The following is a 17716-nucleotide window of genomic DNA, read 5'->3' on the forward strand; positions in this document are numbered from 1 at the left end:
CCCCCCCCCCCCCCCCCCCCCGCCCCCCCCCCCCCCCCCCCCCCCCCCCCCCCCCCCCCCCCCCCCCCCCCCCCCCCCCCCCCCCCCCCCCCCCCCCCCCCCCCCCCCCCCCCCCCCGTCTCAACAAGCGTCACGCTCCGTAACGCAGCACTGCCCCTCTCCCCGACCCTCTCCCCGCGAGCGGGGAGAGGGAGAAGAAGGGCCGGCCTTCCCACCCTGCACCCGTGATTTGCTATTTCGCGGAAAGGCGCCTAGAGCGACCGGGCTACTTTCGCAAATCGACGGTCTTGGGCGCTTTGCGGCTCCATCTTCCTTCTTTCACTGCTGATTTCGGCAACAGCCGGCGTGATATTCGCGTCGGCCCACCAAGAAGGATCATGTTATGACCATCGGCACCGTAAAGTTCTTCAACGCAGACAAGGGCTATGGCTTCATCGCGCCGGAAGGCGGCGGGGAAGACGCATTCGTGCACATCACGGCCGTCGAGCGCGCCGGCATGGCGACGCTCGATAAGGACCAGCGCGTCCAGTACGAGCTCGAGCAGGACAAGCGCGGCAAGATGTCGGCTGTGAACCTGCAGCACGCCTAAAAGCGTCTGCTAAAAGAAAGGGCGGTCCGGTTCTCCGGGCCGCCCTTTTTTTGTGCTCAGCGCAGCGCCTTGGCGACCGCCGATGCGCAATCGAAGGTGCGCGGCGTCGATCCGCCGGCCGACGGGTCGGTCTTCGTCAACCCCAGGGCCTGGCCGAGCGAGCGGCCGAGCACCTTGAGCACGCCGCCGGTGCTCGGTTTGTCCTGCGTGCCGAGACCCGCGACCGCGATGCTCGGATTGCTCAGCGTGCCGCCGATGCGAATCGGGTCGGCGATGCGCAGCAGCGCGCGGCTCTTGCTCGTCCCCGCCAGCGTCAGGTCGATCCGCTCGCCATCGAGCACGATCCGCCCGGCGCCGCGGCCGACCGAGCTCCCGGTGTCGATCTCGAGCGGGCTTGGCACCAGCACGCCATTGCTCGCATGGAAGTCGGCGACGAGGCAGCGCAGCGGCACCTGCTCGCTCGGACCGCCGATCGCATGCGCGACCGCGCCGCTCAGGCTCTGCCCGAGCACATCGGCGACCATCCGCCGGATCTGGCCCTGCGTCGCGACGATCGCCGCCTTGCCGCTGGCGCGCGACAGCGCGTCGCGCACCGTCTCGCCCTGCCCGCGCAGCACGATATGACCGCGCACCAGCCCCGACACCATGTCGGGCTTGCCGATCAGCCGCTCGAGCGTGACCCCGGCCAGCCGCACGTCGATCGCCAGCTTGGGCAGACCCGCGCGATGATCGACGCGCACCGTGCCCGTCATCCGCCCGCTCGGCAGCGTTGCCACGACATTGCTGACGGTCAGCATGCGGTTGTCGAGGTTGAGCGTGCCCGACAGGCTCTTGAACACCGTGCCGCCGTCCGACAGCAGATGATCGGCCGAAAAGCGGATCGTGCCGTCGGTCTTCCACAATTTCGACAGGTCGATCCGCGTCGGCGGAATCACGCGCGGCCCGATCCGCGCGAGCCGGGCGGCCGATTCGGCGCGGCCCTGGCTGTCGGCGAGATCGTCGAAATCGAATTGCGTGGCATGGACGCGCGCGTCGATCGCGGTGCGGATGCCATATTTGTGGATCGTCGCGCTGCCGTCGATCCGCGAGCGGCCGACGCCACCGACGATCCGGTCGACATACCAGTCGCGCCCCGAATGGCGGATCGTGCCGGTGAGATCGATCGGCTGCGTGCCGAACAGCCCGGCCTCGATCATATAATCGAGATTCTTGAGCGTCGGCGCCTGCGCGCTGATCTTCGCGGTGAAGTGGCGCGTATCGAGCACGCCGTCGGTCGTCCCGCGCACCGCCATGCGCAGCGCGGGCGATACCATGGTCGCGGTGAACGGATAGGGCGCGGTCGGATCGATCCCGCTGATCCGCCCGCCGGTGAAATCAAGCTTGGCCGGCGTGTCGCGGAAGCTGCCGGTCGCCGACAGCCGCAGCCCGCGCGTCGCATCGACCGAGAGCGGACCGGCGATCACCAGTTTGCGCTTGGCGTCGCGCAGCACGATCTGCGTGTTGGTGACGGTCAGGTCGGACAGGCTCGGGCGACTGTCACCGCCTTGTTTGGGCTTGGCACCGTCGGGCTGCCAGTTCGCCCGGCCAGTGGCGTCGCGCACCAGCGCGATTCGCGCGCCGTCGATCGCAACGCGGTCGGGGCGGAAGCGCCCGAGCAGCAAGGCGAAGACCGGCACGCGCACGCTGGCGCGCCCGACGCGGACGAAGTCGCCCTGCCCCGCCCAGTTCGGCTGCGCGATCCGCACGTCGCGCAGCGCGACGACCGGCGTGTAGGAGAACAGGCTGTCGCGCGTCACCGCGCCGACCTCGACCTGGGTGTGAAGCGCTGCCGACAGGCGGTTCGCGACGAAGCCGCGCATCAGACCGACCGGAAAGGCACCGAGCGCGAGCAGAAGCAGCAGCACGACCGCGACCACGCCGAGCGCGATGCGCAGCGCGAGCGGACGCCGTGGGCGCGCGGGATGCTCGCCCGGAGCAGGGAATGCGGGAATGGAACTGTTCATCACGCGGATAAACACCGATCCGGACCGATTGTTTCACCGGCGTAGCGAACGGTTGCACCGCGCCGCACCGCGGACCCGATCCGACGGAAGGACGTTGAGCCTTGCATTCCCCGTTCAGCCGTTGCGAGAGACGCCATGCCCCACGCCAGCGACATCGTCCTTTGCTCCGGCCCCGAAGCGCCGCATGCCTTCGACATCGTGCCGCTGCAGCCGCGCAACGGCTCGCTCGACGCGCGCTGCCCGGTGTGCGCGGGTCATGGCCAATGGAATAGCGAGATCGATCTCGTGAGTTTCCGGTGCAAGCGCACGATCTGCGATCGCTGCGCCGGCGCGGGCTGGATCGAGACCGGCCGCGACCCGGTCGGCGTCCCCGATATCGAGCGCGACGCCAACGGCAATCCGCGCTGGTACACGCGGCTGGTGCCGCAACCGGCGGCGACGGTCAGCGAGGCAAAAGACGGCTGACCCGCCCCGCCATGCGCGCGGGACGGATCGCTCGCCGCCCGTCAGGTCAAGCGATGACCTTGTCGAGCGCGGTGCAAAACGCCTTCATCTCCGCACTCGATCCGACGGTGACGCGGCTGACCGTCGGCCAGATCGGCCACGACCGCCCGATCTCGACGCTCTGCTTGCGGAACGCGACCTGCATGTCTTTGGCCTGACGGGTCTTCCAGTCGATCATGAACATGTTGGCGTCGGTCGGCTTGACGCTGACGCCGCGTGCCTTGAGATGATCGAGCGTCAGCCCGCGTGCGTTCTGCATCTCGGTGCGCCGCGCGACGATTAGCGGCGCGGCGGTCAGGCTTGCCGTCGCGCAGGCCAGGCTGGTGACGGGCAACGCGCCCGACTGCATCCCGCCGTCATAGCGCATCATCTTGGTGAGGTTTGCGGGGTTGGTGATGACATAGCCCATCCGCAGCCCCGCCATGCCGAACAGCTTGGAGAAGGTGCGCATCACGATCACGTCGGGATGCTTGACCGCGAGATACGAAGCGACCGGCACGCCGGCGAAATGCGTGTAGGCCTCGTCGATCAGCACCATCGATCCGGCCGGCTTGTTGGCGATCAGCCATTCGATGTCGGCGAGCGGCGTGACGGTGCCGGTCGGGTTGTTGGGCGTGCAGATGTAATAGAGGCCGGCCGCCGGGTTGGCCGCGAGCATCGCCTTGACGTCGTGTGTATAGTCCGCGGTCAGCGGCACTGCGTTGACCGGCGCGCCGAGCCACGCCGCGGTGCGACCGGCCAGCTCGAAGGTCGGGTCGGCGGTGACGAGCCCCTTGGTCGGCGAACAGAAAGTGATGACCGCGCGGCACAGCGGATCGCTCGAGCCCGGCCAGGGCGCGACATGATCGAACGGCACGCTCTCGACCGACATCACCGCCTTGATGAAATCGCTGCGCTCGTCGTGCGGCGAATAGCGGTTGCCGCTGGCGATCATCGCCGCCGCCGCGCGCTGCCCGGGCGCGAGCGGGCCTGTCCAGCATTCGTTGGCGCCGATGCGCACCTTCGCGCTCGGTGCGGGATCGGGCACGCCGCCCGATGCGAACGCCGGCCGGCCGACCGATGCGGCGAGCGCACCGGCGCCGAACACCGCCGCGATCCGGGCGAGATCACGACGGGCAAAGCCACGCGACAGGAGATCGTCCTGCGCGTCTTCGGCGAGCGGTACGGCGAGAGAGTCGTGAGTCATGGAATCGGTCCCCTGCTTCAAGCGAGTTGCGATCCTTCCTGCGTGGACTCGGCGGTCCTTGGGGTGGAGTGTTTCGCAGTTTCGCACCAAAAGCCAGTGTGCCGGACACAAAAAGTGGCGAAGGCGCCTGGGAACCGCACCGCGTCGAATCCCCGCTACCCGTTGACTTTCGCGCCCCGTCGGCTAAAAGCCGCGCTCTCCCGTCGGGCTTCGGCGCGGCGGGACCGTCCAAGACAGTAGGTGATCGGGATTTGCCCGGTCTTAATTTCCTGCCGAGACGGGGACCAGGATTTCACCGCGCACGGCTTGCCCGCGCCCGGTTTGCCGCCCTCCATTAAACGGGGCGACGCTCCCATTCCCCATCGCTGGACTGATCGGGCGCAACAGCGCCCGGTTTGTAACCGGTCGTGATCCTCACAGGTCACGGCCAAACGTGGAGAATGGCATGGATCGCGCTCAAAAGACCGAGCTCGTCGCCGAGCTGAACCACAATTTTGCCGAAGTCGGCGTGGTGGTCGTCACCCGCAACCTCGGCATGACGGTGGCTCAGTCGACCAAGCTGCGTAACGCAATGCGCGACGCAGGGGCGAGCTATAAGGTCTCGAAGAACAAGCTTGCCAAGATCGCACTGGCCGACACCGACTACGTCACGTTGAGCGACATGCTCACCGGGCCGGTCGGTCTGGCCACGTCCATCGACCCCGTCGCGGCTGCCAAGGTGGCCGTTGATTTCGCGAAGACGAACGACAAGTTCGAAATCGTTGGTGGTGCGATGGGTGCGACCGTCCTCGACGTAGAAGGCGTCAAGGCACTCGCGACGATGCCGTCGCTGGATGAACTGCGCGCGAAGATCGTGGGCCTCCTGGTTGCTCCTGCAACCAAGCTCGCGACGATCGCCCAGGCGCCAGCAGCACAGCTCGCCCGCGTGCTCGCCGCCTATGCGGAAAAGGACACGGCGGACGCCTGATCGTTTCAGGCCTTCGAGATTTCAAACCCGAACTGATTTTACTGGAGAATACACATGGCAGACCTGAACGCGCTGGTTGACCAGCTTTCCGCCCTGACCGTCATCGAAGCAGCCGACCTGTCGAAGCTGCTCGAAGAGAAGTGGGGCGTCTCGGCCGCTGCTGCTGTTGCAGCGGCTCCTGCTGCTGGCGGCGGCGCTGCTGCACCGGCTGCTGAAGAGCAGACCGAATTCGACGTCATCCTCACCGGCGACGGCGGCAAGAAGATCAACGTCATCAAGGAAGTCCGTGCGATCACCGCGCTCGGCCTGACCGAAGCCAAGACGCTGGTCGAGTCGGCTCCGAAGGCGATCAAGGAAGGCGTGTCGAAGGACGAAGCCGCCAAGATCAAGGCGCAGCTGGAAGCAGCCGGCGCGACCGTCGAAGTCAAGTAAGCTGCAGCGGGAGAGACGATTTAGCGAAAGCTAAATCGCACTCCCGCAAAGCCGGACGGCGTGGGGCTCGCCCCACGTCCGACGTCATGGGCTTCGCCCATGACGGCTTGCCACAGAAAAGGGGCGGCACCGCAAGGTGTCGCCCCTTTTTGCATGACGGCTTCCAAATGGAAGCGCCGTTAGGGAAACGCCGCCCCGACCGCCCCCGAGCGCACGGCATCGGCCGCGCTCGAACCAACACCGCCAAGGTCGACACACTGCTTCGCCGCCGCCCGCGTCGCAACCACGAAGCCACTCGCGACGATGACCGCGGACAACCACCCGACCAGCACCGAATCGACGAGCAGGATGGGCCACAGCAGCGGCTTGGGGCCGATGATCGCGAGCGCGCCGAAGACATAATGCGGGATCATGAGTGGCAGCATCGCCACGATCATGAAGACGAAGCTCCACGGGATTTGGCGCGGCATGATCGCGACCGACCGCCGCGGCCCGATCGCGCGGTTGCCGAGTGCCGCGGCCACGAACCACGGATGCAACGCGACCGAGACGATCTGGAGCACGACGAACGCGGCCAGCAGCACCCACCCGTTGCGCGAAAAGACGAAGAGCTGCAGCACCGCGGAGACCAACTGCATCGCGAGCACGACCGCGAACAGTTGCACGGCAGGCGTCTCGAGCCGTGCCGCGCGCGCCGGATCGCGCCAGGCAAGAAAGCGCACGATCCAATAGCCCGGCAGCGTCAGCGCGGCGACTTTCAGCAGACCGAACCCCATCCGCCACGGATCATGTTCCAGCGCCTTGGCTGCAGCGACACTCGCATATAGGCCGATCTTCACCTCGACGACATGCTGCAGGATCTCGAACAGCACGGGAACCAAGGTCAACAGCGGACACGCGACCATGAAGGCGATGCTGCCACGGTAGGTCTCGCGCAACGCTTTCCAGAATGTCATGCTTCATCTCCCCCTTCGAAATGCAAAATATCCCCCGGCTGGCAGTCGAGCACGATGCAGATTGCCTCGAGCGTCGAGAAACGGATCGCGCGCGCCTTGCCGGTCTTGAGGATCGACAGGTTGACCACGCTGATGTCGACCGCCGCGGCGAGCTCGGTCAGCGTCATCCGCCGTTCGTGGAGCATGGCGTCGAGCGTGACGACGACCGGCATCAGACCGTCATCGCCAGATCGTCGCGCATCTCCGCGCCGCGTCGGAAGACGTGCGCCAGGACGAACGCCATCAGCACCGCGATCCACCCGCCGAACGACGGCGACCAGGTCGAGAACTGGATGTGCAGCAGCGCGAACCAGGCGGTGAAGCCGCCGAGCAGCAGATCGCACAGCTGGATCGCCAGCAGCGCCCAGCCGATCGCGCGCAGTCGCGTCGCGTTGACGGCGGTGAAGGGATCGCCCTCGCGCACCGTATCGACGATGCGCAGCAGGTTACGGAAGACGGCATGGATCGCGATACCGCACGGCACCGTCATCACCACCAGCAGGCGCAGCGCGAGCAGGCCGCCCGCGACGTCGAGCTTCGGCCCGTATTTCGCGAGCAGATGCGCAGAAAGGACATCGGCGAACACGAACGAGGCCGGCGCCGCGATCACGAAGATGGCGGTCGCCAGCAGATTGACGGTCATCATCGCGCGCAGGATCCTGCGCGCAAACGTCAGAATACGATCGTCCCCCATCGGCCAATCTCCTTATCGTTTATCGATATGCTGATTATCGATAAACGTAAAGAGCCTCAGCGCGTGGCGGACACCGTATATTCGATCGCGCTCACCGTATCGTACATCCGCGCGCCGGTATCGAGGCGGAACGGCGCGAGCTTGCCCCCTGCCCCGCGGTCGATGCCGATGACGTAAGAGCGCGCGGTCTGGCCGCTGCCGCCCGCCCAGTCATAGAGCGCGTTGATGCTCAGCACGGGGACGAACAGCGTCTTGCCGCCCGCCTCGATCACGTCGAGCGCGTCCTTGGGATGCATCGCCATTCCGCCGAGTTCGACGGCCGTGCCGGGCGGCAGATCGAAGGGGGCCGGCTTCGGCTGCGCGATCGGCGCGGCGAACAGCGCGGCGATAACCGCATCCTGCTGCGACCCCACGCTCAGCAAGCGAATGTCGAGCCGGATGCCGGTTGCCATCGCTTCGCCGGTATTACGCAGGACGATCGTATACTCGACCGCGCCACTGAGCAAGTTGGTGCCCGCACGCTTCGGGGTCAGCTCGAGCGTGATCGCGGCGCGTGCGGCCGGTCCCATGACGGGTGGGGCGGGCTCCGCCACCGGCGGGCGAACGACGGCCGGCACCGGGCTTGCGTCGGAGACCACGGTTTCCGGCTCCGCATCGCCGGGCGCGACGGGCATAGCGTCGCTATCCTCGTCGAAGATCGCAGTGTCCGGCGCCGCACGTCGGCGCCACCACAGGCCGAGGCCGGTCGCCACGATCAGCGCCAGCGCCCCGCCGACGGCCGGCCACAGCCAGGCACTTCCGGTCGATGCCGGTGCGGGCGCTTCCGACCGAGCGGCACTGGGCTGCGGCGTCGGCGGTGATGTCGGCGCGGGCGTCGGCGTTGCCGCGGGCGTGGCGGTCGGCGCCACGACCCGGACCGCCGGGGCGACTGGCTCCGGCGTCGCGCTGGCGCTGGCGCGCGGCGCCGGGGTGCGCTCCGCCGTCGGCGTCGCGCGCGCCGTCGGCGGGGTGCGGGCGGGCGTGGCGCTCGGCCGCGGGGCCGGCGTCGTGCGCACGGTCGGCACGGCGGCCGGCGGCGCGACGCGCTCGGGGGTCGCGGTCTCGACCGGACGCGGATTGGTGGTTGGCTCTGGCGTCGGCACGCTTCGCGGCGTTGGCCGGTTCGACGGCAGGCTGAACGAATCGAGCCCCGGAAGCGGCTGCGGAGTCACGCTGTTCTGCGCAAGCGCCGGGGTGCCTAACGCCGTCAGGCTGGTGGCGACGAGGAGGGATAGACGATGCAAGGGTTTCACGCGCCCGGGCATAGCGATAAAAGCTCGCCTGCCAAGGATTGCTGCGCCAAGCGGTTCGCCGCAGCGCAACCGGTCGCGGCCGAGTGCGTTGACACGCCCCCGCCCCTCACCTATATCGCGCACTCCACCCCAACCTTCGGGAAATGATGTGCCGTCGCGCAGTGCATCGATCGTATTGATGGTTGAGGTTTCTCGAGACGCATGAAAGCTGCTGTTTTCCGCCTGCGCGGACAACACGCGGCTTTTTGTCGTTTCCGGTTTGCACGCCCGCCCGGTGGATTCCGGGCCGAATTTCAGGCTTGAGGGCAGAAAACTCCATGGCAACCAAGGCAATCGACGGTAGCACGCCCACGCGGCGCGCCGAGAGCGGCACGGCAAAGCGCCGGATCCGCAAGGTGTTCGGCAACATCCACGAAGTGGTGCAGATGCCGAACCTGATCGAGGTTCAGCGCGAATCCTACGAACAGTTCCTCCGCTCCGATCCGTCGATCGGCTATGTCTCGGGTCTCGAGAAGACGCTGCGCAGCGTTTTCCCGATCCGCGATTTCGCCGGCACCGCCGAGCTCGACTTCGTCAATTACGAGCTCGAGCCCCCCAAGTTCGACACCGACGAGTGCCGCCAGCGCGGCATCACCTATGCAGCGCCGATGCGCGTCACGCTGCGCCTGATCGTGTTCGAGGTCGATGCCGACACCGATTCGCGCTCGGTCCTCGATATCAAGGAGCAGGACGTCTACATGGGCGACATGCCCCTGATGACGGGCAACGGCACCTTCATCATCAATGGCACCGAGCGTGTCATCGTCTCGCAGATGCACCGTTCGCCGGGCGTGCTGTTCGACCATGACCGCGGCAAGACGCACGCATCGGGCAAGTATCTCTTCGCAGCCCGCGTGATCCCGTATCGCGGTTCGTGGCTCGATTTCGAGTTCGACGCGAAGGACATCGTCAACGTCCGCATCGATCGCAAGCGCAAGCTGCCGGTGACGGCGCTGCTCTACGCGCTCGGCATGACCGGTGAGGAAATCCTCAACCAGTTCTACAACCGCGTGACCTTCGTCCGCGGCCAGGGTGGCTGGATCATCCCGTTCCAGGCCGAGAACTGGCGTGGCCAAAAGCCGATGTACGACATCATCGACGCCAAGACCGGCGAAGTGGTGTTCCCCAACGGCCAGAAGATCTCGCCGCGCGCTGCCAACAAGTCGGCCAAGGACGGTCTCACCGATCTGCTGATCCCGACCGAGGAAATCTTCGGCCGCTACAGCGCCTATGATCTTATCAACGAGACCACGGGCCAGATCTACATCGAAGCCGGCGACGAAGTCTCGGCCGAGAATCTCGAACTGCTCGACCAGGCCGGGATCGACCGGATCGAACTGCTCGACATCGATCACATCGCGACCGGCGCATGGATCCGCAACACGCTCAAGGTCGACAAGGCCGAAGAGCGCGAGCAGGCATTGTCCGACATCTACCGCGTCATGCGCCCCGGCGAGCCGCCAACGCTCGAGACCGCAGAGTCGCTGTTCAGCGGCCTGTTCTTCGATCCCGACCGCTACGACCTGTCGGCCGTCGGTCGCGTCAAGCTCAACATGCGCCTCGACCTCGACGCCGAGGACACGGTCACCACGCTGCGGACCGAGGACATCCTCGCGGTCATCAAGACGCTGGTCGACCTGAAGGACGGCAAGGGCGACATCGACGATATCGACAACCTCGGTAACCGTCGTGTCCGTTCGGTCGGCGAGCTGCTCGAGAACCAGTATCGCGTCGGCCTGCTCCGCATGGAGCGCGCTGTTAAGGAGCGTATGTCGTCGGTCGACGTGTCGACGGTGATGCCGAACGACCTGATCAACGCCAAGCCTGCGGTTGCCGCGGTCCGCGAATTCTTCGGCTCGTCGCAGCTGTCGCAGTTCATGGATCAGACCAACCCGCTGTCGGAAGTCACCCACAAGCGTCGCGTGTCGGCCCTTGGACCGGGTGGTCTGACGCGTGAGCGCGCCGGCTTCGAAGTCCGCGACGTTCACCCGACGCATTATGGCCGCATCTGCCCGATCGAGACGCCGGAAGGCCCGAACATCGGTCTGATCAACTCGCTGGCGTCGTTCAGCCGCGTCAACAAGTACGGCTTCATCGAGACGCCATACCGCAAGGTCGTCGACCACAAGGTCACCGACGACGTCGTCTATCTGTCGGCGATGGAAGAGGCCAAGCACACGATTGCGCAGGCCAACGCCGAGCTCGATTCGTCGAACGGCTTCGTCGAGGAACTGGTGTCGTCGCGTCAGGCGGGCGAATTCCTGATGGCGATCCCCAACAACATCACGCTGATGGACGTCAGCCCCAAGCAGCTCGTCTCGGTCGCCGCATCGCTCATTCCGTTCCTGGAAAACGATGACGCCAACCGCGCACTGATGGGCTCGAACATGCAGCGTCAGGCCGTGCCGCTCGTCCAGGCCGAGGCGCCGTTCGTCGGCACCGGCATGGAAGAGACCGTCGCACGCGATTCGGGTGCTGCCATCTCCGCACGGCGTGCGGGCGTGGTCGACCAGGTCGACGCGGCACGTATCGTCATCCGCGCAACCGGCGAGATCGATGCCGGCCAGTCGGGTGTCGACATCTACACGCTGATGAAGTTCCAGCGCTCGAACCAGAACACCTGCATCAACCAGCGTCCGCTGGTGAAGGTGGGCGATGTGATCACCGCCGGCGACGTCCTCGCCGACGGTCCGTCGACCGAGTTTGGCGAGCTCGCGCTCGGCCGGAACACGCTCGTCGCGTTCATGCCGTGGAACGGGTATAACTATGAGGATTCGATCCTCATCTCCGAGCGCATCGTGAAGGACGACGTGTTCACGTCGATCCACATCGAAGAGTTCGAAGTGATGGCGCGCGACACCAAGCTCGGGCCGGAAGACATCACGCGCGACATCCCCAACGTCGGCGAGGAAGCACTCCGCAACCTCGACGAAGCAGGCATCGTGTACATTGGTGCAGAGGTCGAGCCGGGCGATATTCTCGCGGGCAAGATCACGCCGAAGGGCGAAAGCCCGATGACGCCGGAGGAAAAGCTCCTCCGCGCCATCTTCGGTGAGAAGGCGTCGGACGTGCGCGATACCTCGCTCCGCCTGCCGCCGGGCGTCGCTGGTACCGTCGTCGAGGTCCGGGTGTTCAACCGCCACGGCATCGACAAGGACGAGCGCGCGATGGCGATCGAGCGCGAGGAAATCGAGCGCCTGAAGAAGGACTCGGACGACGAGCGCACCATCCTAAACCGTGCGACCTGGTCGCGCCTCAAGGAAATGCTGCTCGGCCAGACCGCGACCGCCGTTCCCAAGAACGGCCCGAAGAAGGGCGTGGTCATCGACCAGGACGTGCTCGACTCGGTCGACCGTCACGAGTGGTGGAAGTTCGCTGTCGCCGACGACAAGACCCAGAGCGATCTGGAAGCGGTCAAGGTGCAGTATGACGACGCCGTCAAGGTGATCGTGGACAAGTTCCAGGATCGTCGCGACAAGCTCGAGCGCGGTGACGAGCTGCCGCCGGGCGTGCTCAAGATGGTCAAGGTCTTCGTGGCGGTGAAGCGCAAGCTGCAGCCGGGCGACAAGATGGCCGGCCGTCACGGCAACAAGGGCGTGATCTCGCGGATCCTGCCGGCGGAGGACATGCCGTTCCTCGCCGACGGTACGCCGGTCGACATCGTGCTCAACCCGCTCGGCGTGCCGTCGCGCATGAACGTCGGTCAGATCTTCGAGACGCATCTCGGCTGGGCTGCCCGTAACCTCGGTCAGCAGATCTACACGCAGCTCGAGGAATGGCGCGAAGCCAACCCCGAACCCGCAGCGGGCGACATGCCCGACGCGGTCAAGGCACGGCTGCTCGAAGTTTACGGCGAGCATTACGCCGCGGACATCGAGGCACGCGATGCGGGCCAGATCATCGAACTCGCGCAGAACCTGCGGACCGGCGTGCCGATGGGCACCCCCGTGTTCGACGGCGCCCGCGAAGCCGATGTGTCCGACATGCTCGAGCTGGCGGGTCTGCACTCGTCGGGTCAGTCGGAGCTGTTCGACGGTCGCACCGGCGACATGTTCGATCGGCGCGTGACGGTGGGCATCATCTACATGCTCAAGCTCCACCATCTGGTCGACGACAAGATCCACGCCCGGTCGATCGGGCCGTACTCGCTCGTCACGCAGCAGCCGCTGGGTGGTAAGGCGCAGTTCGGTGGTCAGCGCTTCGGCGAGATGGAGGTCTGGGCCCTCCAGGCCTACGGCGCGGCGTACACCTTGCAGGAAATGCTGACGGTGAAGTCGGACGACGTGGTCGGGCGCACCAAGGTCTATGAGGCGATCGTCAAGGGTGACGACACGTTCGAGGCCGGCATTCCCGAGAGCTTCAACGTGCTCGTCAAGGAAATGCGCTCGCTGGGTCTGAACATCGAGCTCACCACCACCGAGCAGTTCGACACCGACGGCGTCGCGATCGCGGCGGAGTGAAAATACCGATCCGGAATTGTGGCACGAAGCCGCTGACCCTCTTTATCGAGGTGCTCTGCGACACGTACACGATTCCGGTCGAGGGTGAGGCGATCGTCACTTTGCAGGACGATCAGCCTCATTCCATTGATCTCTACGACGATCAGATCACGATTTGGAATGAGAGTGCCGAGGCCGCCATTGTCGAGATCATCGAATGGTCGCCTCACTGCTCGCAGCTGAACAGGTCTAACCCCTAGAGGGAATTAGAATATGAACGAACTCACAAACTTCGCGAACCCGGTCGTCAAGGCCGAGACCTTCGACCAGATCCAGATCGGCATCGCCAGCCCGGACAAGATCCGCAGCTGGTCGTTCGGCGAGATCAAGAAGCCCGAAACCATCAACTATCGCACGTTCAAGCCCGAGCGTGACGGCCTGTTCTGCGCGCGCATCTTCGGTCCGATCAAGGATTACGAGTGCCTGTGCGGCAAGTACAAGCGCATGAAGTATAAGGGCATCGTCTGCGAGAAGTGCGGCGTTGAAGTCACCGTCTCGAAGGTCCGCCGCGAGCGCATGGGCCATATCGAGCTGGCAGCACCTGTCGCGCACATCTGGTTCCTGAAGTCGCTGCCGTCGCGCATCGGCCTGCTGCTCGACATGCAGCTCAAGCAGCTTGAGCGCGTGCTGTATTTCGAGGCGTATATCGTGATCGAGCCGGGCATCACCCCGCTCGAAAAGTATCAGCTGATGACCGAGGACGAGCTCCTCGACGCGCAGGACGAATATGGCGAAGACGCCTTCTCGGCCGGCATCGGCGCAGAAGCCGTGCGCATCATGCTGCAGGACCTCGATCTCGAGGGCGAGCGCAAGGAGCTCCTTGAGGAGCTCGCGGTCACCAAGTCCGAGCTCAAGCCCAAGAAGATCATCAAGCGCCTGAAGGTCGTCGAGAGCTTCATCGATTCGGGCAACCGCCCGGAATGGATGATCCTCGAAGTCGTTCCGGTCATCCCGCCAGAGCTGCGCCCGCTGGTGCCGCTCGACGGTGGCCGCTTCGCGACCTCGGATCTGAACGATCTGTATCGCCGCGTGATCAACCGCAACAACCGCCTCAAGCGCCTGATGGAGCTCCGCGCGCCGGACATCATCGTCCGCAACGAAAAGCGCATGCTGCAGGAAGCCGTCGACGCGCTGTTCGATAACGGCCGCCGCGGCCGCACGATCACGGGCGCCAACAAGCGTCCGCTCAAGTCGCTGTCCGACATGCTCAAGGGCAAGCAGGGCCGCTTCCGCCAGAACCTTCTCGGCAAGCGCGTCGACTATTCGGGTCGTTCGGTCATCGTGACCGGCCCAGAACTCAAGCTGCACCAGTGCGGCCTGCCGAAGAAGATGGCGCTCGAGCTGTTCAAGCCGTTCATCTACGCCCGTCTCGATGCCAAGGGTCTCTCGATGACCCTCAAGCAGGCGAAGAAGTGGGTCGAGAAGGAGCGCAAGGAAGTCTGGGACATCCTGGACGAGGTGATCCGAGAGCATCCGGTCATGCTCAACCGCGCGCCGACGCTTCACCGTCTCGGCATCCAGGCGTTCGAGCCCGTGCTGATCGAGGGCAAGGCGATCCAGCTGCACCCGCTCGTCTGCTCGGCCTTCAACGCCGATTTCGATGGCGATCAGATGGCGGTCCACGTGCCGCTCTCGCTCGAAGCGCAGCTCGAAGCGCGCGTGCTGATGATGTCGACCAACAACATCCTCTCGCCCGCCAACGGCAAGCCGATCATCGTGCCGTCGCAGGATATGGTGCTGGGTCTGTATTACCTCTCGATGCTCAAGGAGAATGAGCCGGGCCAGGGCATGATGATTTCCGACATGTCGGAAGTCCATCAGGCGCTCGAAGCCGGTGCTGTCACCTTGCACACCAAGATCATCAGCCGCGTTCCGCAGACCGATGAAAAGGGCAACCAGTACCTCAAGCGCTATGAGACCACCCCTGGTCGCATGCTGCTCGGCGAGTGCCTGCCGCAGTCGTCGAAGGTGCCGTTCGATACCGTCAACCGCCTCCTCACCAAGAAGGACGTGGGCGACGTGATCGACGAGGTCTATCGTCACACCGGTCAGAAGGACACGGTGCTGTTCGCCGACGCGATCATGAGCCTCGGCTTCAAGCACGCGTTCAAGGCCGGCATCTCGTTCGGCATGGACGACATGATCATTCCGGATGCCAAGATCGCTCTGGTCGACGAGACCAAGGGCCTGGTGAAGGACTTCGAGCAGCAATATCAGGACGGCCTGATCACGCAGCAGGAGAAGTACAACAAGGTGATCGACGCATGGAGCCGTTGCGGCGACCAGGTGGCGAACGCCATGATGGACGAGATCAAGGCGGTTAAGCATTATGAGGACGGCCCCAACAAGGGTCGCGAGAAGCCGATCAACTCGATCTACATGATGGCCCACTCGGGTGCCCGTGGTTCGCAGGCGCAGATCAAGCAGCTCGCCGGCATGCGCGGCCTGATGGCCAAGCCGTCGGGCGAGATCATCGAGACGCCGATCATCTCGAACTTCAAGGAAGGCCTGACCGTCCTCGAATACTTCAACTCGACCCACGGTGCCCGTAAGGGTCTGGCGGATACGGCGTTGAAGACGGCGAACTCCGGCTACCTCACGCGTCGTCTGGTCGACGTGTCGCAGGACTGCGTGATCATGGAGCTCGACTGCGGCACGACCCGCGCGCTGGAAATGCGCGCGATCGTCCAGGGCGGCTCGACGATCGCGTCGCTCGGCGAGCGCATCCTCGGTCGTACGACCGCGGAAGACATCGTCGACAGCAAGACCGGCGAGGTCGTCATCCCCTCGGGCACGCTGCTCGACGAGCCGATGATCCTGCAGATCGAGGCGATCGGCACGCAATCGTGCAAGATCCGCTCGCCGCTGGTGTGCGAAACCAAGATCGGCGTGTGCGGCAAGTGCTACGGGCGCGATCTCGCCCGCGGTACCCCGGTCAACATCGGTGAAGCGGTCGGCGTCATCGCCGCCCAGTCGATCGGTGAGCCGGGCACGCAGCTGACGATGCGTACCTTCCACATCGGTGGTGCGGCACAGCTCAACGAGCAGTCGAACCTCGAGGCGCTCTCGGACGGCACGATGGAATATCGCGACCTGCGCACCATCACCGACCAGCGCGGCCGTCGCGTCGTGCTGTCGCGCTCGGGCGAAGTCGCGATCATGGACATGGATGGCCGCGAGCGCGCGGTGCATCGTCTCCCGTACGGCGCCTACGTGCTTTTCGACGACGGGCACATCGTGTCGAAGGGCGATCGTCTGGCCGAGTGGGATCCGTTCACCATGCCGGTGATCACCGAGAATGGCGGCGTCGTGAAGTATGTCGATCTGATCGAGGGCAAGACGCTCACCGAGCAGGCCGACGAAGCGACCGGCATCTCGCAGCGGGTCGTGACCGAGAACCGCGGCATCGCCAGCAAGAAGGAGGATCTTCGTCCGCGCCTGACCCTCACGGGTGAAAGCGCCGAGGAAGCCGGCCGCTACATGCTGGTCGCGGGCGCAACGCTCTCGGTTGAGGATGGCGCGATGGTTCAGGGCGGCGACGTCCTGGCGCGTGTCAGCCGCGAGAGCGCGAAGACGCGCGACATCACCGGTGGTCTGCCGCGTGTTGCCGAGCTGTTCGAAGCGCGCAAGCCGAAGGAGAATGCGATCATCGCAAAGGTCTCGGGCCGTGTCGTGTTCGGCAAGGACTATAAGGCCAAGCGCAAGATCGGCATTCAGCCCGAGGATGGCAGCGAGGTCGTCGAGTATCTGGTGCCCAAGTCGAAGGTCATCGACGTGCAGGAAGGCGATTACGTCAAGCGCGGCGACAACCTTATCGGTGGTTCGCCTGATCCGCACGACATTCTCGAAGTGCTCGGCATCGAGCCCTTGGCCGAATATCTCGTGTCGGAAATCCAGGAGGTCTATCGTCTCCAGGGCGTGAAGATCAACGACAAGCACATCGAGACGATCGTTCGCCAGATGCTGCAGAAGGTCGAGATCACCGACGGCGGCGACACCACTTTGCTCGCCGGCGAGCAGGTCGATCGCGACGAGATGGACGACATCAACTCGAAGATCGGCAAGAAGGAGCGTCCGGCACAGGGCAAGCCCGTCCTGCTCGGCATCACCAAGGCGTCGCTGCAGACCCGCAGCTTCATCTCGGCGGCATCGTTCCAGGAAACGACGCGCGTGCTCACCGAGGCTTCGGTGCAGGGCAAGAAGGACACCCTCACCGGTCTCAAGGAGAACGTGATCGTGGGGCGTCTGATCCCGGCGGGCACCGGTGCGGGCATGAACCGCCTGCGCGTCACCGCTTCGTCGCGCGATGCGGCGATGCGCGTCTCGCAGCGTCGCATGGCCGAAGTCTCGATCATCGCCCCCAATTCGGCGAAGGAAGAGCATGACGCCGAGCTCGCGCGTTCGCCGCGCGATGCCGGCGGCACCGGCGACGATGCGCTGGGCGAGGTCGTGACGAGCGGCACCGGCACCGATGCCGACGCCGGCGAGTATCTGAACAAGGAGTGATCCTCTTTGT

The 17716-nt window shown here is 65.3% G+C and carries 13 protein-coding genes; 7 read left to right on the forward strand and 6 right to left on the reverse strand.

Annotated features, from left to right (window positions below; translation table 11 throughout):
- Positions 1-382 precede the first annotated feature (382 nt).
- Complete coding sequence (locus U1872_RS19090; protein WP_133190054.1) at positions 383-589, forward strand: cold-shock protein; 207 nt, start codon at positions 383-385, stop codon at positions 587-589.
- Positions 590-645: 56 nt separating this feature from the next.
- On the opposite strand, the gene U1872_RS19095 is transcribed toward U1872_RS19090, so the two are convergent.
- Positions 646-2592: an AsmA family protein gene (locus tag U1872_RS19095; protein WP_332794512.1), complete on the reverse strand. Its 1947-nt coding sequence runs from the start codon at positions 2590-2592 to the stop codon at positions 646-648.
- Between the two features lie 135 nt (positions 2593-2727).
- On the opposite strand from U1872_RS19095, the gene U1872_RS19100 reads away from it, so the two are divergent.
- Positions 2728-3057 (forward strand): hypothetical protein, encoded by a 330-nt coding sequence (locus tag U1872_RS19100; RefSeq protein WP_332794513.1) that lies wholly within the window; start codon positions 2728-2730, stop codon positions 3055-3057.
- 46 nt (positions 3058-3103) lie between these two features.
- On the opposite strand, the gene U1872_RS19105 is transcribed toward U1872_RS19100, so the two are convergent.
- Positions 3104-4282, reverse strand: coding sequence for a pyridoxal phosphate-dependent aminotransferase (locus tag U1872_RS19105; protein ID WP_332794514.1), 1179 nt, complete (start codon positions 4280-4282; stop codon positions 3104-3106).
- A 445-nt stretch (positions 4283-4727) separates the two neighbouring features.
- Between U1872_RS19105 and rplJ the strand changes: the two genes are divergently transcribed.
- On the forward strand, positions 4728-5249 hold the full coding sequence (rplJ, locus tag U1872_RS19110) for a 50S ribosomal protein L10 (RefSeq protein WP_332794515.1): 522 nt from the start codon (positions 4728-4730) through the stop codon (positions 5247-5249).
- Between the two features lie 54 nt (positions 5250-5303).
- Entirely contained in the window at positions 5304-5681 is a 378-nt protein-coding gene (rplL, locus tag U1872_RS19115) for a 50S ribosomal protein L7/L12 (RefSeq protein WP_010183774.1), read from the forward strand.
- 179 nt (positions 5682-5860) lie between these two features.
- Here rplL and U1872_RS19120 read toward each other — a convergent pair whose 3' ends face one another.
- The 4 genes from U1872_RS19120 to U1872_RS19135 are packed head-to-tail and all read right to left on the reverse strand — an operon-like array spanning position 5861 to position 8653.
- On the reverse strand, positions 5861-6637 hold the full coding sequence (locus U1872_RS19120; RefSeq protein WP_332794516.1) for a hypothetical protein: 777 nt from the start codon (positions 6635-6637) through the stop codon (positions 5861-5863).
- The gene (locus U1872_RS19125; protein ID WP_332794517.1) at positions 6634-6849 is read right to left on the reverse strand and encodes a helix-turn-helix domain-containing protein; all 216 of its coding nucleotides are present in this window, start codon (positions 6847-6849) and stop codon (positions 6634-6636) included. Before U1872_RS19125 ends, U1872_RS19120 begins: the two co-directional genes overlap by 4 nt.
- The gene (locus U1872_RS19130) at positions 6849-7370 is read right to left on the reverse strand and encodes a DUF2975 domain-containing protein (protein ID WP_332794518.1); all 522 of its coding nucleotides are present in this window, start codon (positions 7368-7370) and stop codon (positions 6849-6851) included. Before U1872_RS19130 ends, U1872_RS19125 begins: the two co-directional genes overlap by 1 nt.
- Before the next feature lie 56 nt (positions 7371-7426).
- Positions 7427-8653, reverse strand: a complete 1227-nt coding sequence (locus tag U1872_RS19135) for a hypothetical protein (RefSeq protein ID WP_332794519.1) — start codon at positions 8651-8653, stop codon at positions 7427-7429.
- Between the two features lie 326 nt (positions 8654-8979).
- Here U1872_RS19135 and rpoB point away from each other — a divergent pair, with 326 nt between their 5' ends.
- Genes rpoB through rpoC form a run of 3 tightly spaced genes read left to right on the forward strand, consistent with a single transcriptional unit; the run spans position 8980 to position 17706 of the window.
- Positions 8980-13161, forward strand: coding sequence for a DNA-directed RNA polymerase subunit beta (gene rpoB / locus U1872_RS19140; protein WP_332794520.1), 4182 nt, complete (start codon positions 8980-8982; stop codon positions 13159-13161).
- Complete coding sequence (locus U1872_RS19145) at positions 13158-13400, forward strand: hypothetical protein (RefSeq protein ID WP_332794521.1); 243 nt, start codon at positions 13158-13160, stop codon at positions 13398-13400. The genes rpoB and U1872_RS19145 overlap by 4 nt, the downstream gene beginning before the upstream one ends.
- Before the next feature lie 13 nt (positions 13401-13413).
- Positions 13414-17706, forward strand: coding sequence for a DNA-directed RNA polymerase subunit beta' (gene rpoC, locus U1872_RS19150; protein WP_332794522.1), 4293 nt, complete (start codon positions 13414-13416; stop codon positions 17704-17706).
- Positions 17707-17716 lie beyond the last annotated feature (10 nt).

The organism is Parasphingomonas frigoris (assembly GCF_036663815.1).
In the GTDB taxonomy this organism is placed as follows: Bacteria; Pseudomonadota; Alphaproteobacteria; order Sphingomonadales; family Sphingomonadaceae; genus Sphingomonas.

Excerpts from the sequence above, each read along its gene's own strand:
- U1872_RS19125 (WP_332794517.1), bottom strand. The coding sequence starts at position 6,849 with ATGCCGGTCGTCGTCACGCTCGACGCCATGCTCCACGAACGGCGGATG.
- rpoC (WP_332794522.1), top strand. The coding sequence starts at position 13,414 with ATGAACGAACTCACAAACTTCGCGAACCCGGTCGTCAAGGCCGAGACC.
- U1872_RS19100 (WP_332794513.1), top strand. The coding sequence starts at position 2,728 with ATGCCCCACGCCAGCGACATCGTCCTTTGCTCCGGCCCCGAAGCGCCG.
- U1872_RS19130 (WP_332794518.1), bottom strand. The coding sequence starts at position 7,370 with ATGGGGGACGATCGTATTCTGACGTTTGCGCGCAGGATCCTGCGCGCG.
- U1872_RS19095 (WP_332794512.1), bottom strand. The coding sequence starts at position 2,592 with ATGAACAGTTCCATTCCCGCATTCCCTGCTCCGGGCGAGCATCCCGCG.
- U1872_RS19090 (WP_133190054.1), top strand. The coding sequence starts at position 383 with ATGACCATCGGCACCGTAAAGTTCTTCAACGCAGACAAGGGCTATGGC.
- rplL (WP_010183774.1), top strand. The coding sequence starts at position 5,304 with ATGGCAGACCTGAACGCGCTGGTTGACCAGCTTTCCGCCCTGACCGTC.
- rplJ (WP_332794515.1), top strand. The coding sequence starts at position 4,728 with ATGGATCGCGCTCAAAAGACCGAGCTCGTCGCCGAGCTGAACCACAAT.
- rpoB (WP_332794520.1), top strand. The coding sequence starts at position 8,980 with ATGGCAACCAAGGCAATCGACGGTAGCACGCCCACGCGGCGCGCCGAG.
- U1872_RS19120 (WP_332794516.1), bottom strand. The coding sequence starts at position 6,637 with ATGACATTCTGGAAAGCGTTGCGCGAGACCTACCGTGGCAGCATCGCC.
- U1872_RS19105 (WP_332794514.1), bottom strand. The coding sequence starts at position 4,282 with ATGACTCACGACTCTCTCGCCGTACCGCTCGCCGAAGACGCGCAGGAC.